The following is a 22,500-nucleotide window of genomic DNA, read 5'->3' on the forward strand; positions in this document are numbered from 1 at the left end:
GCGATATCCGGATGGTGATCGCATCGACCCAACATGCGCGCCCCCAACCCACTATCCGGACGTACTCACGGTCCCCTCCCGGTGAGTGAAGACAGCCGGTGCGCCGCCCTCGCACCGGCTGTTTTTCCGTTCGGCCATTCCCGTCTCTCAAGCGCAGGGATCTCACACGCGCTTGAAGATCTCGAATTCGGTTTCCGGAATCGTCAGACAATATTCGATGCGGCCAGGAACGAGGTTCAACTCCGCATTGCCGTTGACCGATGAGGGCACGACACGCTCGAGCACGGTGCGACCGAAGCTGTTGTCGCTGAATTCGTGGACTTCCGTCTGGTTCTGCAGAACCTCTGCCCAGATGACTTCGATCGCCTTCCTGTCGCCGATCATAGCGTCGCGGCAATTCAAGGTGATCGAGGCGGCGCCACCTGATATCGCGCCATAGGAGGCGGAGTTGACGATGAGTTCGTGGAGGGCGAGCCCGAGATGCACAGCGGCATTCGGCGTCAGATGGGCGTTGATGCCGTAGATCGGCATGGAGCCGGCCGTTTCCGGCCAGTAGGGAGCGAATTGCTTTTCGGCCAGTTCGAAGAGGTAGGCGCCGCGCCAGCTGGAATCGGTGATCAGATCCTGCGAGTTGGACAGCGATTGCAACCGTCCGCGGAATTTGAGCAGGAAACTGTCGAGGGAGAGCGTGTTGCGCGCCGTTTGCGTGGCGATACCCTGAATGATGGCGAGAAGGTTCTTCGAGCGGTGCGAAAGTTCGCGCAGCAGGGATTTCAGTACTTTTTCACGATGCCGGCTTTCGGTAACTTCAGCCATGACCGACAGAAGCGCATGGGTACCAGGTTGGCCGGTACGCTGGATCTTCAGCTCATAGGTGCGCATTTCGCCGTCGACGTCGACGTCGACCTCGGCATTGTTGGGCATGCCGGTTTCCAGCACCTTATGTTTAAGCGCTGTCAGATACCGGCCGTGCGTGTCGCCGAACAGAGCAGCATCGCCGTCGCCCGGCGTGAAGACCGCTGCGAAATGGGGCGGCAGATTTTCGGCATAGAAGATTGCCAGCCGGTCATCCTGGCAGAGGATAGAAATCCCGGCGCTGCCGAGCGCGCGTTCCATCATTTCGGCTTTGCCCTCAGAGGTAAAAGGCATGCCGGACAATGGTTCAGTCGTATTCACTCGGCCGCCTTTCCTTGTGACATCTTGAACGTCGCTGAAGGAAGCGCCCATAGGGACGCCGCCCGTCAACTTTAGAACAGAGCGCTGCAGAAACCGTTAAAACAGCGGCGCGTCCCGGTAGCACCGGAACGTCTGCTTTGGCGATTTGGTTCCGAAGGCCGGAAAATTGCGTCTCAGGCGGCCACTCGCGTCGATTCGTTGAAGAAAAGAGCTTGGCTGATCAATGCTTTGACCATGTCGGGATTGAATGGCTTGGTGACAAGGAAAGTCGGTTCCGGGCGCTCGCCGGTCAGAAGCCTTTCCGGGAAAGCGGTAATGAAGATCACCGGCACGCTCGACGTCTTGAGAATGTCGTTGACGGCGTCGATGCCGGAGCTGCCGTCGGCCAGCTGGATGTCGGCCAGCACCATGCTCGGCTTGGTCTTGTTGTAGAGCGCCACGGCCTCGGCATGGGTACGGGCAATCCCGGTGACGCGATGGCCGAGGCTTTCGACCATTTGCTCGATATCCATGGCGATCAGCGGCTCGTCCTCGATGATCATGATATCTGTTGCGACCTGACGTGAAATTTCCTGCGAGGCGATGTCGAGCAGACGCATGACATCCTGTTCGTCGAGTTCCAGGATTTCGCCGATCTCGGCGACGCGGAAATTCTCTACGGAGGCGAGCAGGAAGGCCTGTCTGGCGCCCGGCGAAACCTTAGATAGGTTCAGGGTGGCGCGCTGTTCCCAGGCATAAGGCGAAGTCGGCTCTGGAATCTGGACGGCAGTGGAACCAAACAATTGTGTAAATAGTTTGTAGAGTGCCACCCGGTCATTCGCCGTATCCGGGAAAATGGTGAGATCGGCGATGATAGCTTCGAGGACGGCGGCGACATAAGCGTCGCCCGAAGTCTGAGTGCCGGTAAGGGCGCGGGAATAGCGGCGCAGATAAGGAAGGTGCGGCGCAATTCGAGTGGAAAGTGTCATTAAGGGCTCCCGTATGCAGGCCGGTCATTGGCTCCAATGAGCGGTTAACTCCCCTTTGATAAAAAAGTTCCGGAACGGCAGGAACTTTTTTTGTCGCGCCGCATTATCAAGCCGACGAAGAAAGGGCGTAGCGATTTGACCCATGCAACAAAAATGTCAGCGACATCGACAAGCGAAGGGTCGGTGTCGAAGGTTGAAATCGTGATCAGCCCCATGCACGCCCCAACAGACAACCGGCGAGAAGACGAATTGATGACGACACGCAAGAAAGAAGCAGCCGATCAGCGCAAGCTGGAGCTGCGGGCAAGCGACATCCTCGACCCGAACAATCAGATCGGCGTCAGGCTACGGTCGCTCTATGCCTCTGCGCAGGAGGAGGCGATCCCCGATCGCTTTCTCGACCTCCTCGAAAAGCTCGACCACGCCGAAATGATGGCTTCTGCCAAGATGGCCGAATAGGATCGTGCGCATGGAAGAAAAAGCGCAACCCAGCTTCAAGCGGGAACTACTGGCGGCCCTCCCGAGTCTCCGCGCCTTCGCAATTTCTCTGATCGGGCGGCATGATCGTGCCGACGATCTCGTTCAGGACACCATCATGAAGGCCTGGGCCAAACAGGATCATTTCGAGATGGGCACCAATATGAAGGCCTGGCTCTTCACGATCCTGCGTAACGAACTCTATAGCCAGATGCGCAAGAGCGGCCGCGAGATCCAGGACAGCGACGGGCTGTTCACGGAATCGATGGCGATGCACCCCTCGCAATACGGCGCCCTCGATCTGCAGGACTTCAAGAAGGCGCTCGACCAGCTGCCGCCGGATCAGCGCGAGGCGATCATCCTCGTCGGCGCCTCGGGTTTTTCCTACGAGGAAGCGGCCGAAATCTGCGGCTGCGCCGTCGGCACCATCAAGAGCCGCGTCAACCGCGCCCGCCAGCGGCTGCAGGAATTGCTGCAGATATCCGGCGAAGCCGATTTCGGCCCTGACGCCACCTCGGCGCCGCTGACGTCGAAGGCGTTTGCATTCTGAGAAAGTGATGATTGCGAGGAAGCCGGCTGCCTGTTGGGGCGCCGGCTTTTTGCATCGTTTTACAGGGCGTCGCCATTCGTGGCACTACCTCTCCACCCTCATTCCTGTGCTTGTCACAGGAATCCAGTGCGCCCAAGTCCTTGGGCGCGAAAGACTTTTTCGTGACGATTTCGTTCATTTGCGGCGCGGACGCGCCGTGGCTGGATTCCTGTGACGAGCACAGGAATGAGGGCGGAAAGGTGCGGGCTCCACCTCTCCGGGGTCGGGGCGATCACCGCAAGGGAATCAATCCTCCCGCTTCGACCCCACCAGATTGGCCGCGACGATGGCCGCCAGCACGCCCGCGGTCAGCAGCGGTTGAGAGCGGATCAGGCCGATCCCCACTGCTGCCATCGATTCCAGTGCGGCGCGGCGCTCGCGGGCGCGACGCTTTTCCCGGGCATTGATAACCGCCATCACCACCAGCGCGATGATGGCGATCAGCAGCGCGCAGGCGGCGAGAAAGAGAACGGCGCCCAACGCGCCGTAGATGCCGGCGAGCCAGATGGCGCCGGCGGTGACAGCCAGCGCGTAGGCTGTGAGGAGAAAAAGCGCGGCGACCGCGATGAAGATGCTATTGCGCTTGGCGCGTGCAACGGTTCGCTGCACGCTTGCGCCCGTCACGAGGCTGAGGATCGACAGCATTGCGCTTCCTCAGCGGCGGGCGAGGAAGGCGATGGCGAGGCCGAAAGCGGCAGCCGCGCCGAGGGTTGCCAGCGGATGTTTGCGTACGGTGTCGCGCATTTCGGTCGTGCCGCGCTCATAGCCGTGCTGCAATTCGCGCAGCAGATCCTCGCTGCGGCTAAGCAGTTCCTCATAACCGGCGCCGGCCTGGCTGCGGATTTTCTCGCTCTGGTGACGTGAATTCTTGCCGACGAGGCGCGTCAGTTCTGCGAGTTCGTCGCGCAGTGCTTCGATCTGCTCCTCGACGCCGGATTCGAGATTGTGGAAGGTGCCGTTGCGGCGGCTGCGGCCGGACTGGAAGATAGAATAGCTCATGGCTGTCTCCATTGGCTGGGGCGCGCGCAAGCCCGCCTATTTCGCACTGGGGGTCACCACCGTCCATTGCATGAAAGATATCGCGCGGCATTGACCCAAATCACTGCCGAAAACGCCCCGGGCGGTCAAAAGTTCCGCTGCGCGGTCGGTCAGCGCTGGGAAACGGCGCTGTGGGCGAGCACGAAGGGCGTGCCGTCGGCCGGCACCTGGTTGATCCGTAGCGCGCAGCCGAATACCGAGAGCATGGTCTCGTCCGTCAATACGTCACAGATGCCGCCGGCAACGGCGAGGCGGCCGGATTTCATCAGCACGATGCGGTCGGCAAAGAGCGCCGTCAGATTGAGATCATGCATGACGGCGATGACGCCGCCGCCGCGCTGGCAGAAATTACGGGCAAGCGTCATGATCGTCAGCTGGTGGCTAATGTCGAGGCTTGAGACCGGCTCGTCGAGCAGCAGCCAGCAGGGTTTGCCGTCGACGACAGGCTCGGCGATCTGGCAGAGCACGCGGGCAAGCTGAACGCGCTGCTGCTCGCCGCCGGAGAGTTCCTGATAGAAACGGCCTTCGAAGCCGGTCAAATCGACTGATGCAAGTGCGGAGGCCGCGGTCTGCTCGGCCTTGTCGGGGTTGAGGTTGATGCCCGATGTCAAGCCCATGCGAACGATCTCGCGCACGGTGAAGGGAAAAGAGATGGTGCTGGCCTGCGGCAGCACGCCGCGAATGGCGGCAAGCTGCCAGGGTTTCAGCTCTTTCACCTCGTCGCCGCCGATGCGCACCGAGCCGCCATAGGCAAGCTCGCCGGAGATGGCTTTCATCGTCGTCGTCTTGCCGGAGCCGTTCGGCCCGGCAATCGCTGTCAGCTCGCCGGCCTTTGCCATGAAGGCGACATCGCTGATGATTGATTTGCCGGAAAGGCGCACGGAAAGGTCGGACACTTCGATCATCTCGTCACTCAAGACAGCACTCACAGGGCAAGGCGCGAACGCTGCCTCAGCAGAATCCACAGGAAGAACGGCCCGCCGACCGCCGCGGTGATGATGCCGATCGGCAGCTCGGCCGGGGCGACCAGCGTGCGCGCCAGGACATCGGCGAAAATCAGCAGCGAGCCGCCGAGAAGAGCTGCGGCCGGCAGCAGGAAACGATGGTCCGGGCCGATCGCCATACGCAGGATATGTGGCACGACGATGCCGACAAAACCGATGCCCCCGCTGGCGGCGACGGACGAACCGGTCGCCGCGGCGACGCCGACGACAGCGATATTCTTCAGTCGCTGCACCGGCACGCCCATATGAAAAGCGGCGGCCTCGCCGAGCGTGATGGCATTGAGGCCGCGAGCCATGAAGGGCAAGGCGGTGAAGGACAGGAGAATGATCGGGGCGGCGGCGGCGATCTTCGTCCATGTGGCGCCGGCCAGCGAGCCCATGCTCCAGAATGTCAGGTCGCGCAGCTGCTGGTCGTTGGCCATGTAGATCAGCAGGCCGGTCAGGGCGAGTGTGAGCGTGCCGAGCGCGATGCCGGCCAGCAGCATCGTCGCCACCGAGGTCTGGCCGTGACGGGTGGCGATCCTGTAGAGCAGCAGCGTCGTGACGAGACCGCCGCCAAAGGCGGCGGCCGGCAGGGCATAGATGCCGAGAAGCGCCTGAAGCGGCGCTGCAAGGCTGCCGCCGAGCACGATCATGGTGACGGCACCGAGGCTTGCACCGGAGGAGACGCCGACCAGGCCGGGATCGGCCAGAGGGTTGCGGAACAGGCCCTGCATCACCGTGCCGGAAACGGCCAGCGAGGCGCCGATCAGGAAGCCGAGGATCGCTCTCGGCAGGCGGATGTCGAGGATGATGATCCGGTCGCGCGTGTTCAGCGCCGCCTCGGAACCGGCCATCTTGCCGACAAGGTCGAGGATCGAGGCATCCGAGGCGCCCGTCGTCACCGAAAACAGCATCGAGAAGACCGAGCCGACGACGAGCAGCGCGATGACCAGCACGGCGAGCCGCGTTCTGTCGCCCGCCTGCCGGTTTGCGCTGATCTCCACCATCGGTAATGGCCGCCTTCGTTCCATCATGGCTTGCGGCAGGGCCATGATCAGCCCCCGTAGATCGCCGCGTTGAGCTCACGCGCTGCGGCTGCGGTGCGCGGGCCGAAGCCGAGCAGGTAGATGCCATCCATGCGGATGATCGCCTTCTTCTCGCCAGCCGGCGTCAAGGCGATCGCGGGCTGAGCCAGCAGGTCCTCGTTCGTTGTGCCGGCGCCATCGCCGCGGTTCATCATCAGGATGATGTCGGGCTTGGTTTCGATGATCGCTTCGTCGGTCAGCGGCTTGTAACCCGGGAACGCGCCGACGGCGTTGACGGCGCCGGCGAGCTTGACGATGCCATCGGCCGCCGTGCCGGTGCCAGAGGCCATGATCCGGCCGTTCTGGGCGCTGAGGATGAAGAGAACGCGCTTGCGTTCGGCCTCCGGGCGCTTTTCGGCGTCGGCAATCGCCGCATCGAGATCGGCCGCCACCTTTTCTTCAAGCGTCTTCGCCTTTTCGGGCACGTTTAGCAGTGCGCCGACGCGATCGATCTTGGCGATGATGCCGTCGCGGGTAAAGGGGCTCGGCACGGTCTCGAAGGGCACGCTGGCATTCTTCAGGACGGCCAGCGCCTCCTTCGGGCCCGACCCCTCGACGGCGATGATCGCCGTCGGGTTCATGGCAAGGATGCCTTCCGGCGAGAGCGCCCGCATGTAACCGACGTTGGGCAGCTTCAGCGCCGCCTCCGGATAGATGCTCGTCGTGTCGCGGGCGATCAGCCGGCTTTCCTCGCCGAGCGCATAGACGATCTCGGTGATATCGCCGCCGACCGAAACCAGGCGCGAGGTGTCGAGCTTCTTTTCCTCGGCGTGGCCGGGGCGCACGAAGGCGATGCCCTTGAGCGCCGGTGCCGACGGGATCAGTGGCAGTGCCATGACGGCCGCCGTGAGCGCCAGTTGCCAGGGGCGAATCCCGCGAAGATTGTTAGGCATCGTCATCGTTGCAATCCTTATGCGGCGAAACTTGCCGCCCGCGGCAGGTTTTCCATGATCTCGCGCCACTCGGCGCGTTCGTCGGATCCTTCCTTCCGCTTGCCGAAGAACTGGATGATCATCTCGCCTTGCGCATTGTAAGCCTCCAGCGAGGTGACGTGGCCGTCCTTGGTCGGCTTGCGCACCGCCCAGGTCTCGGCGATGTGATCCTGGCGCAGATGCAGATGGAAGGTAGGGTCCATGATATTGATCCATGGGCCCATGGCCTGGACGTTGAAGATCGGGCCGGAATGGATCTGGACGATGCCGTCATTGGCGACGAAGCACATGATCGGCAGGCCGGATTTCACCGAGGCATGCATCATCTCAGCCGTCGCGCTGTTGTCGAGCTTCCAGGCATAGTCGTCGCCGACGCTGCGCACGGCCGCCTGGCGGCCGATCTTCAAGCGTTTGAGCATGCCGAAGAACTCGTGCGTGTCGGTGAGCCTGCTCCAGTTGTCGCGCAGCTCGTCGCGGCTGACGTCGGCGGTTTCATCAACGGTGTCCGAGGTCTCGGCCTCGACGAAGTCCTGCGACTGGTCTTCCAGCTTCAACTCGGCGACCAGCGCGTGATAGGCCTCGACATTCGAATTCGGACGTAGGTGCACCTTGTGCACGGCGTTGCCCGCCTTGTCGAAATATTGCAGGCTGAGGCGCAGCTGGTCGCCATCCTTCTTGGATACGGCGAAGCCATGTTCCCATCGGCTCGGGAAGATGCGCAGGTCGATATTCTCGCCGAGAACGATTGCGGCCTGCACGCCGCTTTTGATGTTTTCGAAGATGCCGATCTTTTCGTGCACGGCACTTTCGTTGCGCGACAGCGCCATCACTTCGCCGAGGCTTGCGACGCGTTCGAGGAGCTTCAGCGCGCTGCCATCGATGCGGGTGACGCTGATGCCGGTTTCGGCGGCGACGAGCGCTGCCTCGGAAATCTTCAACTGGGCGGCGATATCGCGCTCGCGCATCTTCGGGTTTTCGGCGCGAAACGCCCGGATTTCGGCTGGTGCCGGTCTTGTCTGTTCAGCCATGTGTTACCTACTATTGGCCCTACTTATTGAGAATGAGCTTGCCCTGACGGGTGATCTTCAGGCGATAGGTCACGCCCTCGTGTCTGATCATGATCTCGTTCATGCCGCGGAAAAGATCCGCGCTTTCGACGATCCGGTGCTGCGCCGCGGGCTCGCTCGGCAGCGACACGTGCTTAAAGTTATCTGGCTTTTCAACCATCATTTCGGTTGGCAATTCCGTGAGGCCGGGGATCTGGACCCCCGGTTGTGGTGACATTTATCTTGACTTTCATACTCATGGTTTTTTAAAGACGCAATAGGAGACTGTTACAGTCAGGTTTTCGAAATTGCTGATGCGAGTTGCCTGCGGGCGGCTCGCGACGATGACGGAGAAGGTTTTATGACAGGTAGGTTTGCGGCTGTTGCGGCCGGCATGGCGATGGCGGTTTCAAGCGTATGTCAGGCGCAGGAGGCGGCACCCGCAGCTTCCCTCGATGTCGAACTCAATGCGCTGGCGCCCTCGCAGAAGGGCTGCATGATGACCTTCGTGGCGCTGAACCAACTGCCTGCCGCCATCAATAAGGTTTCCTTCGAGCTTGCCTTCTTTAACGACATGAATGCCGTCGACCGGATCACCGTGCTCGATTTCCGCGATCTACCGCAGGGCAAGAAGCGCGTGCGCCAGTTCGATATGCCGAATGTCAAATGTGAGAGCGTGACCCGCATCCTCATCAACGACACGCCGGTCTGTGACGGGCCGGCGGCGGGCGAGTGCATGAAGGGCCTCGTTACCCGATCGCAGATTTCGGTTCCCTTCGAGGGCTAAGATAACGCCCGGGATGATCCCCGGCGGACATGTTTCAGGCTGTCTAAGGCGTACACAATGGCGATTTCATCGAAGTCCAGATCGAGTCAGGTGCTCATCGGGGAGGCGGACGCCGATAGCAGCCTGAACGACAATATGCCCGGCATGCATCCTGGCCATGAGCTTTCCGAACTGCGCAATGCGCAGCGGCAGCCAGCCGGCGAGACGGTGATCCACTACACACGTTTTGCGCAGATATCCTCCTTTCCCGACCATCCGGAAGCGGCGTTGGCCGCTCCGCTCTCGGCGCCGCCGATGGATGCGGCTGGAGAAAAGCAGGATGACGAGAAGAAGCCGGTGCGGCGACGGCTGGCGCTGACTTGTGTTGGTTCGCTGCTTTTCCACGCGACCTTGGCTATAGCGCTGATCATTGCCTTCCCAAAAACGCCGGAGGAGGCGATCGAGGAAGCTGGCGAAGCTGTGAGCGTCGTGATGTACGGCAATTCGGACGTCGATCAGACTGCTGCCGGTGAGACCGAGGTGACCGTACAGGAAGAAATCATTCCGGAGGCTGTCGAGCCGGACACGATCCAGCCGACCGAAACCACTGACCTTCAGCCGGAAACTGTTCAGCCCACCGAAGTCTCGCCGGTCGAGACGCAGGATACTATCCAGCAAGCCCCGGCCCCTGAGGTGACGCGTGTTTCGCCGGAAACCGCGGCCGCTGTCGAGCCTGAGGTTCTCGTTTCCGAAGTTCCGTCTGAAACTGCCGTGGCGCAACCGATGTCGACGGTCGTTCCGGAAGAGCAGAAGCCAGTCGAAGAGATTCCCGCGGAGATAAAGCCATCCGAGACGCCTCCCGTCGCCGCAGTTGAACCCGAAGAGGTCAAGCCCGTCGCGACGGCGGAGGTTCAGCCGGAACCGGAAACGCCGCAGGAGATCGTGACGCCGACGCCGAAGCCAAAAGCGGCGATTCAGGAAAAGCCGAAACCGGTTGAGAAAAAGCGCGCCCCGAAAAAGACCGCAGGTTCTCAGGGCGAGGCACAGCAGGATTCCGCTCGTGGTGTTGCTGAAGGTGACCCGTCGGCGCAGTCGGATCGCAACTCGCGTAGCGCCGGCAACAATAATGGGATCGGAACTGCGGCCTTTGCCAACTACGACGGGAAGGTTCGTAGCCGCATTCGCCGCGCGATCAGAAAGCCTCGTGGTGTCCAGGGAACTGTGGTCGTCTCGTTTTCCGTGAGTGGCAGCGGCGGCTTGACTTCCGTTCGTGTGGTGACCGGATCCGGCGTTCCGGAAATCGATCAGCTCGCCGTCGATGCCGTCCGGCGCGCGGCGCCATTCGGGCCGACGCCCGGAGGGAATGGAAGGAGTTTCACCTCCCTGTCGATCGCAGTCGAATAATATGAGAATACTAATCAACTTTATACTTTACTCTAAAAATCAAGTTTAATAGGGTCGGCCCGAACACGCAGGAATCGTGTGACGATCAACGAATGAACGGGTGGTATATGGCTCGCAAGGGCAAGAAGGGGTCGAACCGGGAGGTCCGCGACGTCGCGGGCGAGGGCGTCGCTCAGGCGTCCGCCGGGCGTTCCAAACTGGATGGCCGCAGTTTCCTCTATGTCGGCGGGCGTGACTGCCAGGTGGCGCATCTTCGCCAGATCGCCAGCAATTTCGGCGCCGAACTCCTTCATCATGACGGCGGCCTGCGCGAAGCGGTGTCCCGCATCGATACCGTGCTGCCGTCTGTCGACTGCGTGTTCTGCCCGATCGACTGTATCAGCCACGATGCCTGCCTGCGGGTGAAGACCGGCTGCAAAAAGTTCGGCAAGGCCTTCATTCCGCTGCGCAACGGCAGCAAGTCCAGCCTGGAGCGTGCGCTGCAGACGATGAACGAGCGAGACAATTCCCGATGAACGACCAGCGTCCCGACGGCTTCACCATGATCGGCCTGCACAAGCTTGCCGCGCAGACGGGCGAGGGCCTCGTGCCCGAACTCTACGAACTTTTCCGGCAGCATGCCGAACGCCAGGAGAGCTACCAGAATGTGGCGCTGTTCCCGACCTGGGAAGCGCGCATGCCCGGAGAAGCGGCGACAAGGCCGCTTGGCCCAGCGGCGGCAAACGGCAATAATGTTGTCGCCTTTCCCTCGTATGCGGCAAGGGCCGGCAAGAGGAACGCGTAAGGAGATCGCATGTATATCGCAATGAACCGCTTCAAGGTCGCAACCGGGAGCGAAGGTGATTTCGAGACGGTCTGGCGCAATCGTGATTCGAGCCTGGCCGACGTGCCCGGTTTCGTCGAATTCCGTCTGTTGCGCGGCAAGGCCAGCGTAGAGGAGGGCTATACGCTCTATTCCTCGCATACGGTCTGGGCGAGCGAAGCGGATTTCCAGAACTGGACGAAGTCCGAGAATTTTCGCGCGGCGCACCGCAATGCCGGCGATCGCAAGGCGATGTACAAGGGCCCGCCCGTTTTCGAAGGCTTCAACGTCGTCGAGGACGTATAACTGCTGACGTTAGCTCGGCGCCTGCAGCCCCCTCATCCGACCCTGCGGGCCACTCTTGTTTGCCCAAGGAACCGGCGGCGATTGCCAAAACTCTACGCCCGTACCCGAAACACGGCGCCGGCGGCAACGGCCACCCACCCCAGCATCATCGCCCAGCCGCCGGTCGGGGCCGCATAGGGGAAGAGGCCGGCACCGGTGAAGCGCAGGGTCACGAGGTCGCCGGCAAAGAGCAGCGTTCCAACAATCATGAGCAAACCGGCCATCCAGGCGGTTTTGAGCTTGGCGGTGCCGAGAGCCAATGCCAGCAGGGCAGGGGCGTGCGCGAGGCACATGGCGGATGCGGATGCCGCCAAGTTGGTTTCGCCGCCGCCATGGGCGGCAAGAGCCGCAAGAGCCACGCCGGCGATACCGAACAGGCCGGCAAAAAGATAGAGCACTGGCTCCAGACGCGCATTCAGGCTCATGGTTAGTCCTTGTTCTGCATATGATGTGCGAGCCGCTCCACCGGCGCCCAGATGAGATCGCGTAGCGCCTGGCTTGATATCGTCTCGTCAAGGGCGCGGCGGAAGCAGAGCAGCCACTCGTCGCGCTCGACGGGGCCGATCTCAGCGACGAAATGGCGGCTGCGCAGGCGCGGATGGCCGCGTTTGTCGGTATAGAGCGGCGGGCCGCCGAGATAACCGCTCATATATTCGTAGAATTTCTCTTCGCTGCCGTGAAGGCTCGGCGGGTGCACGGCGCGCACGTTGCTTGCCTCCGGCAGCTTGTCCATCAGTTCGTAGAAACGGTGCGTCAGCGCCCGCACAGCCGGATCGCCGCCGATCGCTTCATATAAAGTGGTGACCTTTTCCGTCACGAAACCATCCCGGATGTCATTCCCCGTCTGCCACTTTCATGCACCGGGGGTTAAATGATCGCAACTGTCATCAAGCTGCCGCGGCATTTTGCGCATAATGCCTGTAGCGCATGGGTTCCGACCGATTCTCCTTGACAAAACCGTCCAGACGGTATCTTTTAATTGCATGTCGAACGCTCATCATCGCAAGAAACAACCCGTCCTCGTGCGCCAGCAGTTGCTGGATGTTGCCGCGCGCCTTGCTGCCAGCGAAGGCATGGCCGCGGTCACGCTCGATGCGGTCTCCGCCGCCTCCAGCATCAGCAAGGGCGGGCTGCTGCATCACTTCCCGACGAAGAATGCGCTGCTGGATGCCCTGTTCGAGAGCCTGCTTGAAAAGTTCGACGCCGATATAGAGGAACTGATGCGCGGCGATCCGCTACCGCAGGGCCGTTTCACCCGCGCCTATCTGCGGGCCGTATCCGGTCTCAAGGATCGTCCCGCCGATTCCAGGGGCTGGACGCAGGTGACGATCGCGCTTCTTGCCGAACCCCGGCTGCGTCTTCGCTGGCGTCAGTGGGTGCAGGCGCGGGCGGAGGAATATGTCGGCACTGATTCCTCCCTCGACGCACAGGTCGTGCGTTTTGCCGCCGACGGGCTGTGGTTCGCAGATACGTTGGAAAGCCATGATATCGACGGCGTTCTGAGGCGGGATCTCATCGATCGCCTTGTCGAACTGACCGGGAAATAATCCGAAGGAATTTCGCCATGAGCCAGGCCGCCGTCTACGGGCTGTTGTTTGCCGCCATCGTGCTCGAGGTCATCGGCACGACCGCGCTGCAGCTGTCGCAGCAGTTCACCCGCATCGGGCCGACGGCGCTCGTCGTCGCCTGTTATGCGGCCGCCTTCTATTGCCTGTCGCTGACGCTGAAAAGCATTCCTGTCGGCATCGCTTATGCAATTTGGAGCGCTTTGGGAATCGTCCTGATTTCCTCGGTCGGCCTGGTCTTCTTCAAGCAGCGTCTCGACCTGCCGGCGATCGTCGGGCTCGGGCTGATCATTTCAGGCGTTTTGGTCGTCAACCTCTTCTCGAAATCGGTTTCCCATTGATATTGCTATGATATTTCCTGCCTGATTTTCCATCTTCCGGCGGCAAATTTTCTCCTTTGTCAAATTCCTGACAAAGGTCTATGTCTTGCTAAGACGTGGAGGAGACCAGGCGTAGCCGGCGCTGTTTTCCAAAGCGCTTTGAATCCCTGCCTTCCCGCCTCTCGATACTTCCAGTTTCTACAGGAGCACATCATGGCCATTCGCACCGTCGTCTGGGGAGAGAATATCCACGAGACCACCAATGAGATTGTCCGCGGCATCTATCCCGAGGGCATGCACACGGCGATTGCCAATGCGCTGAACACCGACCCCGGCATTTCGGCGACGACGGCGACGCTGCAGGAGCCGGAACACGGGTTGAGTGAAGCCCGCCTTGCCGAAACCGATGTGCTGACCTGGTGGGGCCATAAGGATCACGGCGCGGTCTCCGACATCGTCGTCGAGCGGGTCGCCAGGCGTGTCTGGGAAGGCATGGGCCTGCTTGTTCTGCATTCCGGCCATTTCTCGAAAATCTTCAAGCGGCTGATGGGCACCCCCTGCGCGCTGAAATGGCGCGAGGCGGGCGAGCGCGAGCGGCTGTGGACCATCAATCCGCGCCATCCGATCGCCGCCGGCATCGGCGAGCATTTCGAGCTGGAAAACGAGGAAATGTACGGCGAGCAGTTCTCGGTGCCGGAGCCGCTCGAAACGGTGTTCATCTCTTGGTTCCAGGGCGGTGAAGTGTTCCGCTCCGGCCTGACCTGGCGGCGCGGCGCCGGCAACATCTTCTATTTCCGGCCCGGCCACGAGACCTATCCGACCTATCACGACGCCACCATCCAGAAGGTGCTGATCAATGGCGTCAAATGGGCGTACAACCCGCAAGGGGCGTTGACTGGCATTATCGACGCCCCAAATGTGCCGGTAGAAAAGGCACTGGAGCCGATCGTCGAACGCGGCCCGAAACTGCATCAGGCCGGCGAAGCCGGTTACCGCTGAGGAGCATCCATGCGACTACTCGTTCTTGGCACGGGAGTGATGGCGAAAAACCAGCTCGCCCGCTTTCCCCTCATCGATGGCGTGACGGTGGTCGGCGCCGTCGACACCGATCCCGAACGGCTTTCCGCCTTCGCCGACAAGTTCAACATCGAAAAGCGGTTTCTTTCGCTGGAAGAGGCGATCGCCTGGGGTGAATTCGATGCGGCGACGAATGTCACGCCCGACCGGATCCATCACCCGACGACCATGGCGCTGATTGCCGCCGGCAAACATGTGTTCTGCGAAAAGCCGCTGGCGGAGAACTATGCGAAGGCGCTGGAGATGACGGAGGCAGCGGAGAAGGCCGGCGTCATCAACATGGTGAACCTGACCTACCGCAATGTCGCGCCGTTGCAGCGGGCCCGCGAGATGGTGCTCGCCGGCGAGCTTGGCACGATCAGGCACGTGGAAGCCTCCTATCTGCAGAGCTGGCTCGTGTCGCGCGCCTGGGGCGATTGGCGGACGGAATCCACCTGGCTGTGGCGGCTTTCCACCGGCCACGGCTCGAATGGCGTGCTCGGCGACGTCGGCATCCATATCCTCGATTTCGCCGCCTATGGCGCAGCGACCGACATCGACCACGTCTTTGCGCGGCTGAAGACTTTCAACAAGGCGCCGGGCGGCCAGATCGGCGAATATATGCTGGATGCCAATGACAGCTTCACCATGTCGGTCGATTTCGCCAACGGCGCGCTCGGCGTCATCCACGCCAGCCGCTGGGCCACGGGCCATCTGAACGAGCTGAAGCTGCGCATCTACGGCGAAAAAGGCAGCCTTGAGGTCATCCATCGCCCCAGCGGCTCCGAGCTGCATGGCTGCCTCGGCGAAGGTGTTGAAACCGCCACCTGGACGCAGATCGAGGTTGAACCGGTGGCGACCAACTACGAGCGTTTTGCCGAGGCCGTGGCAACCGGTATCCAGCCCGACCCGAACTTCCGCCACGCCGCCAACCTGCAGAAGGTACTGGATCTCGCCATGGTGACCGAGCGCGAGCGGCGCGAGCTGAAAGTCTGATCTGCCTTAGGATGAGGTGCAACGGGGCAAGGACACGCGGCATGAAAAGCCTTCTGACAAGCTGGCCGCTTTGGGCGCTTCTTTCCGCCGGCTTTGCAGCGCTCACGGCGATTTTCGCCAAGGTCGGCGTCGAGAACGTCAATTCTGACTTCGCGACCTTCATTCGCACCATCGTCATCCTGCTGGCGGCGGGAATGATGGTCTACATCACCGGCAGCTGGCAGGAACCGTCTTCTGTGTCGAACAGGAGCTGGCTCTTCCTGGTGCTTTCCGGCCTTGCCACCGGCGCATCCTGGATTTGCTATTTCCGGGCTCTGAAGCTCGGGGATGCTGCCGCGGGTCGCCCCGATCGACAAGCTATCCGTCGTCTTCGTGGCCGTCTTTGCGGTGCTCTTCCTGGGTGAACGCCTGACGCTTCCGAACTGGCTCGGCGTTATCATGATCGCCGGCGGTGCCGTACTCGTCGCTTACAGGGCATGAACCGGCGAGGAGCATAATGCGTTTTCGCGGGCCCACGAAAAATGACCCCGCCGAGGCGGGGCCGGAGGGGGCCGAGCCGCAGCAGGCGGCTTCGGCAGGTTGATTATTCAATCACTTGCACCACGCGGTGGGTGCGCGGCTCGACGATCACATGGCGATCGTTGATGACGGTGTAGGCATATTTCGGATTGTCGGGCACCGGCGTCACCACGACATCAGCCGGAAGCGGCTTACCGACGACGATCGGTTCCTGGACCACCACCGAGGCGGTCGGGGCAGGCTGCTGCTCAACATAGGTGACGACCTCGCGCGGCGGCGGATCGACTACGGCACCGGCGACACCGCCGGCTATGCCGCCAACGGCAGCACCCACGGGGCCACCGACGATTGCGCCGGTGATGGCGCCGCCGGCTGCACCGGTCACGGCGCCATCAGCGAACGCATTGGTGGCAAAAGACGACAGCGCAAGGGCGCTGGAGACAAGTAGGATCTTGTACATTTTGCTTCTCCTTTGCTGGGGTTGCGTTTGGGTAACGACCACGCCAATCCGAGGTTCCGGCAGAAGAGAGTCACGCTTTGGCAGGCCGGTTCACATTCTGTGAGGCGACCGAAGCATGCGGCGTTATTGGGTTATTCCAGGCGCCGCCGGAAGAGCCAGGCGGCGGCGCTGAGTGTCACGGCGGCGATCAGCGCCAGCGGGATCGTCTGGCTCACCACCTCGCTCAAAGGGATATCCTTGAGGAAAACGCCTTTGACGATCACCAGGAAATAACGCAGCGGGTTGATCAAGGTCGCCGGCTGCAGCCATGCCGGCATGTTTTCGATCGGCGTCGCGAAGCCCGAGAGCAGCATGGCCGGGACCATGAACAGGAAGGCGCCGAGGATCGCCTGCTGCTGGGTCATCGACAGTGCCGAGATGAAGAGGCCGAGGCCGGCGACCGAGCCGAGATAGAAGACCGCGCTGCCGTAAAGCAGGAACAGCGAGCCGCGCAGCGGTACCTCGAACAGGAAGACGGCGGCCAGAATATAGACGGTGATGTGGAAGAGGCCAATCATCATCGGCGGGATCAGCTTGCCGATCAGGATTTCATGCAGGCGCAGCGGCGAGACCATCAGCTGGTCGAAAGTGCCGAGCTCGCGCTCGCGGGCGATCGACAAGGCCGTGACGATCAGGCCGATCAGAAGCGCGATGCTGGCGATCAGGTTCGGCACCATGAACCACTGGTAGGTGAGGTTCGGGTTGAACCAGTTGCGCGGCACCGATGAGACGATGCCGGCGCCGGCGCGTTTGCCGGCCGGTGTTTCGGCGGCGAGGGCGCCGCCAATCTGCGAGAGGTAGCCGGCGACGATCTGCGAGGCGTTGGAGCGGCGACCGTCGAGCACCACCTGCAGATCAACAGGCGTTCCCGCCTCGATATTGCGCGAAAAGTCCGGGCCGATCTCGATCGCCGCGATGGCCGTCTGGTTATCGATCGCCACCCTGATATCCGCCTGGCTTTCCGCAATCTCGATCCGGCGGAAGGTCGGCGAGCCGTCGATACGCTCGATCAGTTCCTGGCCCCAGTGACCGCTGTCGCGGTTGAGGATCATCACGTCGACATTGCGGACTTCCAAGGTTGCGGCATAGGAGAAGACGAGAAGTTGCACGATCGGCGGGCCGATCAGGATGGCGCGGCCTTTGGGGTCGCGCAGCACGGCGAGTAGTTCCTTGACGATGAGGGCGTAGAGCCTTGTCCATCCCATCTCAGCCGATCCTCTTCCGGGTGCTGCGGGCCGCAAGCACGAACATGACGGCGCCGATCGCCAGCATGACGGCGATTGCCTTTGCGAACATCGGCCAGATGTCGCCGGCGAGAAACACCGTCTGCAGGCTGGGGATCAGGTAACGCGCCGGCACGATGAAGGTGATCCACTGGATAATCCTGGGCATAGAATTGATTTCGAACAGGAAGCCCGAGAGCAGGAAGGCCGGCAGGAAGGCGGAGATCAGTGCCAGCTGCGAGGCGAGGAACTGGTTCTTCGTTGCCGTCGAAATCAACAGGCCTTGGCCCAGCGCCGGAATCAGGAAGGCGGCCGAAAGCGCGTAAAGGGCGGCGACCGAGCCGCGGAACGGCACGCCGAAGAGAAAGACGGCAAGCAGCACGCAGAGCGTCATTGAGGTCAGGCCGAGCAGGAAATAGGGCAGGATCTTGCCGGTGAGCAGTTCGACCGCCGTCACCGGGGTCGCCATCATCGCTTCCATCGTGCCGCGCTCCCATTCGCGGGCGACGACGAGTGAGGTCAGCAGCGTGCCGACCAGCGTCATGACGATGGCGATCGAGCCGGGCACGAGAAAATTGCGGCTGGCGAGCTCCGGGTTGAACCAGAAGCGCTGCTCGACCGCAATGGCGGTACCGCGGGAGGCGACGTCGGCCTGCCGCTGCCGCTCCCAGTTGGCGACGGCGCCCTGGGCATAATTCTGGACGAAATTGGCAGTGTTCGGGTCGGAACCGTCGACGATCACCTGGATGGCGGGACGGTTGCCTGCGGTGTAACGCGTGGTGAAATCGGCCGGGATGACGACGATGCCGCGCACCTTGGCGAGCACGAGGTCTTCCTCGAACAGTCGCCGGTCGCGGCCCATTGCGACATCGAAATAGCGTGAGGCCTGGAAGCTGGCCGACAGGTCCTGCGTGAGAGGCGTCAGCTCCTCGGTCACGAGGCCGATGCGGGTGCGGGTGGTATCGAGGGAGACGCCGTAGCCGAAGAGAAAGAGCAGGATCAGCGGCAGCACGAAAGCAATGAGGATGCTGCTCGGATCGCGGATCGCCTGGAAGCTTTCCTTGCGCACGAGGGCAAAAAGACGCCGACGCCGGCCAGAAGAGGCGCTCATGCGGCATCCTCCGCTTCCGATTGCTGCACCAAGGCGATGAAGGCGTCCTCCATCGTCGGATCCGGCTGCTCTTTCGTTGCGACCCGGGCCTTCAATTCATCCGGCGAGCCGAGCGCGATCGAACGGCCGCGATAGATCAGCGAGATGCGGTCGCAATATTCCGCCTCGTCCATGAAATGCGTGGTGACGAGCACGGTGACGCCTTTTTCAACCAGCGCATTGATATGCGTCCAGAACTCGCGCCGGGTGATCGGATCGACGCCTGATGTCGGTTCGTCGAGGAAGAGGGCGCGCGGCTCGTGCATAACCGCGCAGGCGAGCGCCAGGCGTTGCTTCAGGCCAAGCGGCAGGTCCTTGGCAGGCTCGCGGGTGTGGCGGCCGAAACCGAAAATGCCGACCATCAGCGCGATGCGTTCGCGCTTGCGCTGCCCACGAAGACCGTAGACGCCGGCGAAGAATTCGAGATTCTGCATGACGGTGAGATCGCCGTAGAGCGAGAATTTCTGCGCCATGTAGCCGAGCTGGTTGCGCGCTTCGGCGGCATCGCGGCGAAGGTCGAAACCGGCGACGCGGCCTTCGCCGCCGGTCGGTTTCAACAGGCCGCAAAGCATCTTGAAGGTGGTGGATTTGCCGGCGCCGTTCGGGCCGAGCAGGCCGAAGATCTCGCCGCGGCGGATATCGAAGCTGATATCCTCGGCGGCGGTGAAATCGCCGAAACGCTTGGTCAGGCCCTTGGCCTCGATCACCGGACGGTCGCCCTCAGCCTTTAGCGGCTCTTGCGCCTCGGCAAGCCTGGAGCGGCCGCCGGGGCCGCCGCCCAGCATGTCGACGAAGGCATCCTCGAAGCGGGGCGGGGCCGGGCTCAGCGATGCGCCGTCGCCGGCCTTGCCGATATCGGGCTTTTTGTCGTTGGCCGCCACCAGGCGGATCGCCTCACCCTGGATGACACCGTCGATGACGCCATCGGCCTGCAGGAGCTCGGCAAGCACCTGTCGGCGGCGCCCGGTGACATTGGATACCCTGAAGACCCGATCGTTGACGCGCTCGGTCATCTCCGCGGGCTTTCCCGAGAAGAGCAGCCTTCCCTGGTTCAGCAGCAGGACATGGTCGCAGGCTTCCGCCTCGTCGAGATAGGCGGTCGACCACAGCACGCCGATGCCTTCCTTCGTCAGGTTCTCGACCATCTTCCAGAGGTCGCGGCGCGAGATCGGATCGACGCCGACGCCCGGCTCGTCGAGCAGCAGCAGGCGTGGCTTCTTCAGAAGCGCGCAGGCAAGACCGAGCTTCTGCTTCATGCCGCCGGAGAGTTTGCCGGCGAGCCTGCCGGTGAAACGCTTGAGGTCGGTGAACGTCAGCAGCTCGTCGAAGGAGCTCGCGCGCTCGCTCTTCGGCAGGCCGCGCAGATCGGCATAAAGATCGAGATTTTCCTGCACCGAGAGGTCCTCATAGAGGCCGAAACGCTGCGGCATGTAGCCGATTGCGGCCTGGATGCCGGCGGCGTTCTTCCTGGTGTCGAAGCCGAGAACCTCCACTGTCCCCGCATCGGGCAGCATCAGGCCGGTCATCAGGCGGATCAGCGTCGTCTTGCCGGCGCCATCAGGGCCGACGAGGCCGGTGATCGCACCGCCGCCGATGATGCCGGAGACGGCGTCGAGGGCCGCGGGCGCATCGCCGAAACGTTTGGTGACGCCGTCAATCCGGACGAGCGGCTTCTCGTCCCGCTCTGTCTGGGTGGCGGTTTCGGCGGCGGTCATTGTCTGTCTGCCTGAGGATGGGGAAGTCGCACGGTGACTGGCATGCCCTGGCGCAGATCCGCGCCGGGCTTGTCGATGACGATCCTCAGGCGGTAGACGAGATCGGTCCTGAGCTCCGGCGTCTCCACCGATTTCGGGGTGAATTCGGCGACCGGCGAGATGAAGCCGATCGTGCCGTCATAGGGCCTGTCGGGCGCCGTATCGGAGGCGACGGACACCTTCATGCCGGGGTGGATGCGACCGAGATCGGGCTCGGCGACATAGCTGCGCACCCAGACGGGCTCGGTCAGGGAGAGCACGAAGACGGTATCGGCCGGTGAGACGATGGCGCCGTTCTCCCGCACGCGCGAGAGGATGACGCCGTCGTTCGGCGCGCGCAGTTCGGTGTCGGCAAGCGACGTGCGGGCCGAGGCGAGCGTTGCCTCGGCTGCCTTTACCTGCGCATCGGCGGCGGCAATATCCTCGATGCGCGAACCTTCCTGCAACAGCTTCAGCGCCTCGTTGGCGGACTCGGAGCGGGCCGCAGCCATCGCTTTTGCCGCGGTTGCCTGGTCGAGCGTCGCTTCGGAAATCGTGCCCTGCGGACGAAGCTGGCGGGCTCGGTCATAGGCGAGGTTGGCATTTTCGAGATCGGCGAGGCTTTCGTCATAGGCGGCGCGCGCCTGGGCGATCTCGGTCGGGCGGGGGCCCGCCTTCAGCTTGTCGAGCGTTGCCCGAAGGGCCGCGGCATTGGCTTCGCCCGAACGGACGTCGAATTCATAGGGCGCGGCATCGAGTTTGGCCAGTACCGCTCCGCTCTTGACGACATCGCCTTCGTCGACGCCGAGTTCGGAGAGGCGACCGCTGACGCGGAAGCCGAGCGAGACCTGGCGGATATCGACATTGCCGTAAAGGACGAATTCGCGGCGGGCCTCGGGCAGCCAGCCGAGCTTTTCAGGCAGGCCGTACCACCAGGCGGCGGCGCCTGCCGCAACGAGGAGAAGGAGGGCGACGGGGACGAGGCGTTTCATGCCGCGCCTCCCTTCGTCGACGGGCCGAGCATATCGACTAGTTCGGCGGCGAGGCCGCGCAAGATTTCCACCTGTTTCGGGCCGATGGCGTCCCATTCCATCTGGGCAAGCACGGCCGCGTGGGTGACGCGAAACACAAGGATGCTGCCGACAAGGTTGAAGGTGCGCAGGCGCACGTGTTCCGAGGCGGGATCTTCACCCAGGATGGCGCCGATCAGCCGCCGGCCCATCTCGATCATCGGCCGCATGATGCCCTGATAAACCCGTGCGAAGGCTTCGGTCGGCTCCATCTGCTCGCGGATCAGGAAGCGTGCCCAGGATTCGGATTCCTTGCCGACGAAAAGCGTCACCATCGTCTGAAGAATTTCTGTGAGGAACAGGCGGGCTTGCGTTTCGTCCAGCGTTTCGCCGGCGGCGTCCAGCGCCATGAGGCGCATGCCGATGCGCGTTCTCATGTCGCCGACATGCGTATCGATGCGGGCCATCAGATACTCGGCGGTGGCGATATAGAGACCTTCCTTGCTGCCGAAATAATAGGGGATTGCCTGCAGGTTGACGCCGGCGGCTTCGGTCAGCTGCCGTGTCGAGGCGCCGTCAAAGCCGTAGCGGCCGAAGACGTCGAGGGCGGCGGCCAACATCTTCTGGCGCGCGGCCTCGGCGCGGGTGGATGCTGGTGGGGTTTGGCTGTCGTGTTCCTGGTTCATGACTGTTTTATAGCGCTGATCGTAAAATAAGTCAATCGATTGATATATTTTGCCGCGCAATGGTCTAAGCTGTGGGGCTTATTACTCAGGCCCGATGTATCGGAGGATGTCAGCCACCCGCATGAACGT

28 protein-coding genes and 1 pseudogene are annotated in these 22,500 nt (G+C 62.3%); 12 read left to right on the forward strand and 17 right to left on the reverse strand.

Annotated elements, in window-relative coordinates:
- Positions 1-162: 162 nt before the first annotated feature.
- On the reverse strand, positions 163-1,158 hold the full coding sequence (locus tag ACS4RS_RS12515) for an HWE histidine kinase domain-containing protein (protein WP_439011841.1): 996 nt from the start codon (positions 1,156-1,158) through the stop codon (positions 163-165).
- Between the two features lie 191 nt (positions 1,159-1,349).
- Positions 1,350-2,144, reverse strand: a complete 795-nt coding sequence (locus ACS4RS_RS12520; protein WP_003590622.1) for a response regulator — start codon at positions 2,142-2,144, stop codon at positions 1,350-1,352.
- A gap of 252 nt (positions 2,145-2,396) precedes the next feature.
- Between ACS4RS_RS12520 and ACS4RS_RS12525 the strand changes: the two genes are divergently transcribed.
- Both ACS4RS_RS12525 and ACS4RS_RS12530 read left to right on the forward strand, forming a co-directional pair.
- Positions 2,397-2,603 (forward strand): NepR family anti-sigma factor, encoded by a 207-nt coding sequence (locus tag ACS4RS_RS12525; protein WP_007630755.1) that lies wholly within the window; start codon positions 2,397-2,399, stop codon positions 2,601-2,603.
- Positions 2,604-2,613: 10 nt separating this feature from the next.
- A complete protein-coding gene (locus ACS4RS_RS12530) occupies positions 2,614-3,171 on the forward strand; it encodes an RNA polymerase sigma factor (protein ID WP_116406804.1) in 558 nt (185 codons plus the stop codon).
- A 285-nt stretch (positions 3,172-3,456) separates the two neighbouring features.
- Here the strand turns inward: ACS4RS_RS12530 and ACS4RS_RS12535 are convergent, their stop codons facing one another.
- The 7 genes from ACS4RS_RS12535 to hemP form a co-directional block, all read right to left on the reverse strand.
- Positions 3,457-3,855 (reverse strand): hypothetical protein, encoded by a 399-nt coding sequence (locus tag ACS4RS_RS12535; RefSeq protein WP_439010713.1) that lies wholly within the window; start codon positions 3,853-3,855, stop codon positions 3,457-3,459.
- A 9-nt stretch (positions 3,856-3,864) separates the two neighbouring features.
- Positions 3,865-4,209 (reverse strand): hypothetical protein, encoded by a 345-nt coding sequence (locus ACS4RS_RS12540; protein WP_439010712.1) that lies wholly within the window; start codon positions 4,207-4,209, stop codon positions 3,865-3,867.
- 149 nt (positions 4,210-4,358) lie between these two features.
- Positions 4,359-5,153, reverse strand: a complete 795-nt coding sequence (locus ACS4RS_RS12545) for a heme ABC transporter ATP-binding protein (protein ID WP_449313972.1) — start codon at positions 5,151-5,153, stop codon at positions 4,359-4,361.
- A 20-nt stretch (positions 5,154-5,173) separates the two neighbouring features.
- Entirely contained in the window at positions 5,174-6,286 is a 1,113-nt protein-coding gene (locus ACS4RS_RS12550) for a FecCD family ABC transporter permease (RefSeq protein WP_449313671.1), read from the reverse strand.
- A 2-nt stretch (positions 6,287-6,288) separates the two neighbouring features.
- On the reverse strand, positions 6,289-7,218 hold the full coding sequence (locus tag ACS4RS_RS12555; protein WP_439010711.1) for an ABC transporter substrate-binding protein: 930 nt from the start codon (positions 7,216-7,218) through the stop codon (positions 6,289-6,291).
- Positions 7,219-7,229: 11 nt separating this feature from the next.
- The gene (locus ACS4RS_RS12560) at positions 7,230-8,279 is read right to left on the reverse strand and encodes a ChuX/HutX family heme-like substrate-binding protein (protein ID WP_439010710.1); all 1,050 of its coding nucleotides are present in this window, start codon (positions 8,277-8,279) and stop codon (positions 7,230-7,232) included.
- A 19-nt stretch (positions 8,280-8,298) separates the two neighbouring features.
- Entirely contained in the window at positions 8,299-8,481 is a 183-nt protein-coding gene (hemP, locus tag ACS4RS_RS12565; RefSeq protein ID WP_439010709.1) for a hemin uptake protein HemP, read from the reverse strand.
- 177 nt (positions 8,482-8,658) lie between these two features.
- On the opposite strand from hemP, the gene ACS4RS_RS12570 reads away from it, so the two are divergent.
- The 5 genes from ACS4RS_RS12570 to ACS4RS_RS12590 all read left to right on the forward strand — a co-directional run bounded on the left by ACS4RS_RS12570 (position 8,659) and on the right by ACS4RS_RS12590 (position 11,575).
- On the forward strand, positions 8,659-9,084 hold the full coding sequence (locus ACS4RS_RS12570; RefSeq protein ID WP_439010708.1) for a hypothetical protein: 426 nt from the start codon (positions 8,659-8,661) through the stop codon (positions 9,082-9,084).
- A gap of 57 nt (positions 9,085-9,141) precedes the next feature.
- A complete protein-coding gene (locus ACS4RS_RS12575) occupies positions 9,142-10,467 on the forward strand; it encodes a TonB family protein (protein ID WP_439010707.1) in 1,326 nt (441 codons plus the stop codon).
- A 107-nt stretch (positions 10,468-10,574) separates the two neighbouring features.
- Positions 10,575-10,982 carry a DUF2325 domain-containing protein gene (locus tag ACS4RS_RS12580; protein WP_003590644.1) on the forward strand — a complete coding sequence of 136 codons (408 nt, stop codon included), beginning with the start codon at positions 10,575-10,577 and terminating at the stop codon, positions 10,980-10,982.
- A complete protein-coding gene (locus tag ACS4RS_RS12585; RefSeq protein ID WP_439010706.1) occupies positions 10,979-11,251 on the forward strand; it encodes a hypothetical protein in 273 nt (90 codons plus the stop codon). Before ACS4RS_RS12580 ends, ACS4RS_RS12585 begins: the two co-directional genes overlap by 4 nt.
- Before the next feature lie 9 nt (positions 11,252-11,260).
- Positions 11,261-11,575: an antibiotic biosynthesis monooxygenase gene (locus ACS4RS_RS12590; protein WP_439010705.1), complete on the forward strand. Its 315-nt coding sequence runs from the start codon at positions 11,261-11,263 to the stop codon at positions 11,573-11,575.
- Between the two features lie 92 nt (positions 11,576-11,667).
- Here the strand turns inward: ACS4RS_RS12590 and ACS4RS_RS12595 are convergent, their stop codons facing one another.
- Positions 11,668-12,039: a DUF423 domain-containing protein gene (locus ACS4RS_RS12595; RefSeq protein WP_439010704.1), complete on the reverse strand. Its 372-nt coding sequence runs from the start codon at positions 12,037-12,039 to the stop codon at positions 11,668-11,670.
- Positions 12,040-12,041: 2 nt separating this feature from the next.
- A complete protein-coding gene (locus ACS4RS_RS12600) occupies positions 12,042-12,431 on the reverse strand; it encodes a globin domain-containing protein (RefSeq protein WP_439010703.1) in 390 nt (129 codons plus the stop codon).
- A 166-nt stretch (positions 12,432-12,597) separates the two neighbouring features.
- Here ACS4RS_RS12600 and ACS4RS_RS12605 point away from each other — a divergent pair, with 166 nt between their 5' ends.
- The 5 genes and pseudogenes from ACS4RS_RS12605 to ACS4RS_RS12625 all read left to right on the forward strand — a co-directional run bounded on the left by ACS4RS_RS12605 (position 12,598) and on the right by ACS4RS_RS12625 (position 16,031).
- Positions 12,598-13,161, forward strand: coding sequence for a TetR/AcrR family transcriptional regulator (locus ACS4RS_RS12605; protein ID WP_439010702.1), 564 nt, complete (start codon positions 12,598-12,600; stop codon positions 13,159-13,161).
- A 17-nt stretch (positions 13,162-13,178) separates the two neighbouring features.
- Positions 13,179-13,520 carry an SMR family transporter gene (locus tag ACS4RS_RS12610; RefSeq protein ID WP_168253327.1) on the forward strand — a complete coding sequence of 114 codons (342 nt, stop codon included), beginning with the start codon at positions 13,179-13,181 and terminating at the stop codon, positions 13,518-13,520.
- A 192-nt stretch (positions 13,521-13,712) separates the two neighbouring features.
- Positions 13,713-14,498 carry a ThuA domain-containing protein gene (locus tag ACS4RS_RS12615; RefSeq protein ID WP_439010701.1) on the forward strand — a complete coding sequence of 262 codons (786 nt, stop codon included), beginning with the start codon at positions 13,713-13,715 and terminating at the stop codon, positions 14,496-14,498.
- A gap of 9 nt (positions 14,499-14,507) precedes the next feature.
- A complete protein-coding gene (locus tag ACS4RS_RS12620) occupies positions 14,508-15,551 on the forward strand; it encodes a Gfo/Idh/MocA family protein (protein WP_439010700.1) in 1,044 nt (347 codons plus the stop codon).
- A 41-nt stretch (positions 15,552-15,592) separates the two neighbouring features.
- Positions 15,593-16,031: pseudogene (locus tag ACS4RS_RS12625) on the forward strand (EamA family transporter).
- A 103-nt stretch (positions 16,032-16,134) separates the two neighbouring features.
- On the opposite strand, the gene ACS4RS_RS12630 reads toward ACS4RS_RS12625, so the two are convergent.
- The 6 genes from ACS4RS_RS12630 to ACS4RS_RS12655 form a co-directional block, all read right to left on the reverse strand.
- Positions 16,135-16,530, reverse strand: a complete 396-nt coding sequence (locus ACS4RS_RS12630) for a DUF1236 domain-containing protein (RefSeq protein WP_439010698.1) — start codon at positions 16,528-16,530, stop codon at positions 16,135-16,137.
- Positions 16,531-16,661: 131 nt separating this feature from the next.
- On the reverse strand, positions 16,662-17,774 hold the full coding sequence (locus ACS4RS_RS12635; RefSeq protein ID WP_439010697.1) for an ABC transporter permease: 1,113 nt from the start codon (positions 17,772-17,774) through the stop codon (positions 16,662-16,664).
- A gap of 1 nt (position 17,775) precedes the next feature.
- Entirely contained in the window at positions 17,776-18,903 is a 1,128-nt protein-coding gene (locus ACS4RS_RS12640) for an ABC transporter permease (protein ID WP_439010696.1), read from the reverse strand.
- On the reverse strand, positions 18,900-20,657 hold the full coding sequence (locus ACS4RS_RS12645) for an ATP-binding cassette domain-containing protein (protein ID WP_439010695.1): 1,758 nt from the start codon (positions 20,655-20,657) through the stop codon (positions 18,900-18,902). Before ACS4RS_RS12645 ends, ACS4RS_RS12640 begins: the two co-directional genes overlap by 4 nt.
- Positions 20,654-21,667, reverse strand: a complete 1,014-nt coding sequence (gene hlyD, locus ACS4RS_RS12650; protein ID WP_439010694.1) for a secretion protein HlyD — start codon at positions 21,665-21,667, stop codon at positions 20,654-20,656. Before hlyD ends, ACS4RS_RS12645 begins: the two co-directional genes overlap by 4 nt.
- Entirely contained in the window at positions 21,664-22,371 is a 708-nt protein-coding gene (locus tag ACS4RS_RS12655; RefSeq protein WP_439010693.1) for a CerR family C-terminal domain-containing protein, read from the reverse strand. Before ACS4RS_RS12655 ends, hlyD begins: the two co-directional genes overlap by 4 nt.
- Positions 22,372-22,500 lie beyond the last annotated feature (129 nt).

The organism is Rhizobium sp. F40D2 (assembly GCF_051810745.2).
GTDB lineage: Bacteria > Pseudomonadota > Alphaproteobacteria > Rhizobiales > Rhizobiaceae > Rhizobium.

Bases quoted from the DNA above. Each gene is read 5' to 3' on its own strand.
- ACS4RS_RS12545 (WP_449313972.1), bottom strand. From the start codon at position 5,153: ATGATCGAAGTGTCCGACCTTTCCGTGCGCCTTTCCGGCAAATCAATC.
- ACS4RS_RS12620 (WP_439010700.1), top strand. From the start codon at position 14,508: ATGCGACTACTCGTTCTTGGCACGGGAGTGATGGCGAAAAACCAGCTC.
- ACS4RS_RS12530 (WP_116406804.1), top strand. From the start codon at position 2,614: ATGGAAGAAAAAGCGCAACCCAGCTTCAAGCGGGAACTACTGGCGGCC.
- ACS4RS_RS12610 (WP_168253327.1), top strand. From the start codon at position 13,179: ATGAGCCAGGCCGCCGTCTACGGGCTGTTGTTTGCCGCCATCGTGCTC.
- ACS4RS_RS12555 (WP_439010711.1), bottom strand. From the start codon at position 7,218: ATGACGATGCCTAACAATCTTCGCGGGATTCGCCCCTGGCAACTGGCG.
- hemP (WP_439010709.1), bottom strand. From the start codon at position 8,481: ATGATGGTTGAAAAGCCAGATAACTTTAAGCACGTGTCGCTGCCGAGC.
- ACS4RS_RS12655 (WP_439010693.1), bottom strand. From the start codon at position 22,371: ATGAACCAGGAACACGACAGCCAAACCCCACCAGCATCCACCCGCGCC.
- ACS4RS_RS12645 (WP_439010695.1), bottom strand. From the start codon at position 20,657: ATGACCGCCGCCGAAACCGCCACCCAGACAGAGCGGGACGAGAAGCCG.
- ACS4RS_RS12570 (WP_439010708.1), top strand. From the start codon at position 8,659: ATGACAGGTAGGTTTGCGGCTGTTGCGGCCGGCATGGCGATGGCGGTT.
- ACS4RS_RS12580 (WP_003590644.1), top strand. From the start codon at position 10,575: ATGGCTCGCAAGGGCAAGAAGGGGTCGAACCGGGAGGTCCGCGACGTC.
- ACS4RS_RS12615 (WP_439010701.1), top strand. From the start codon at position 13,713: ATGGCCATTCGCACCGTCGTCTGGGGAGAGAATATCCACGAGACCACC.
- ACS4RS_RS12635 (WP_439010697.1), bottom strand. From the start codon at position 17,774: ATGGGATGGACAAGGCTCTACGCCCTCATCGTCAAGGAACTACTCGCC.
- ACS4RS_RS12540 (WP_439010712.1), bottom strand. From the start codon at position 4,209: ATGAGCTATTCTATCTTCCAGTCCGGCCGCAGCCGCCGCAACGGCACC.
- ACS4RS_RS12590 (WP_439010705.1), top strand. From the start codon at position 11,261: ATGTATATCGCAATGAACCGCTTCAAGGTCGCAACCGGGAGCGAAGGT.
- ACS4RS_RS12595 (WP_439010704.1), bottom strand. From the start codon at position 12,039: ATGAGCCTGAATGCGCGTCTGGAGCCAGTGCTCTATCTTTTTGCCGGC.
- ACS4RS_RS12525 (WP_007630755.1), top strand. From the start codon at position 2,397: ATGACGACACGCAAGAAAGAAGCAGCCGATCAGCGCAAGCTGGAGCTG.
- ACS4RS_RS12550 (WP_449313671.1), bottom strand. From the start codon at position 6,286: ATGGCCCTGCCGCAAGCCATGATGGAACGAAGGCGGCCATTACCGATG.
- ACS4RS_RS12630 (WP_439010698.1), bottom strand. From the start codon at position 16,530: ATGTACAAGATCCTACTTGTCTCCAGCGCCCTTGCGCTGTCGTCTTTT.
- hlyD (WP_439010694.1), bottom strand. From the start codon at position 21,667: ATGAAACGCCTCGTCCCCGTCGCCCTCCTTCTCCTCGTTGCGGCAGGC.
- ACS4RS_RS12585 (WP_439010706.1), top strand. From the start codon at position 10,979: ATGAACGACCAGCGTCCCGACGGCTTCACCATGATCGGCCTGCACAAG.
- ACS4RS_RS12560 (WP_439010710.1), bottom strand. From the start codon at position 8,279: ATGGCTGAACAGACAAGACCGGCACCAGCCGAAATCCGGGCGTTTCGC.
- ACS4RS_RS12575 (WP_439010707.1), top strand. From the start codon at position 9,142: ATGGCGATTTCATCGAAGTCCAGATCGAGTCAGGTGCTCATCGGGGAG.
- ACS4RS_RS12605 (WP_439010702.1), top strand. From the start codon at position 12,598: ATGTCGAACGCTCATCATCGCAAGAAACAACCCGTCCTCGTGCGCCAG.
- ACS4RS_RS12640 (WP_439010696.1), bottom strand. From the start codon at position 18,903: ATGAGCGCCTCTTCTGGCCGGCGTCGGCGTCTTTTTGCCCTCGTGCGC.
- ACS4RS_RS12520 (WP_003590622.1), bottom strand. From the start codon at position 2,144: ATGACACTTTCCACTCGAATTGCGCCGCACCTTCCTTATCTGCGCCGC.
- ACS4RS_RS12535 (WP_439010713.1), bottom strand. From the start codon at position 3,855: ATGCTGTCGATCCTCAGCCTCGTGACGGGCGCAAGCGTGCAGCGAACC.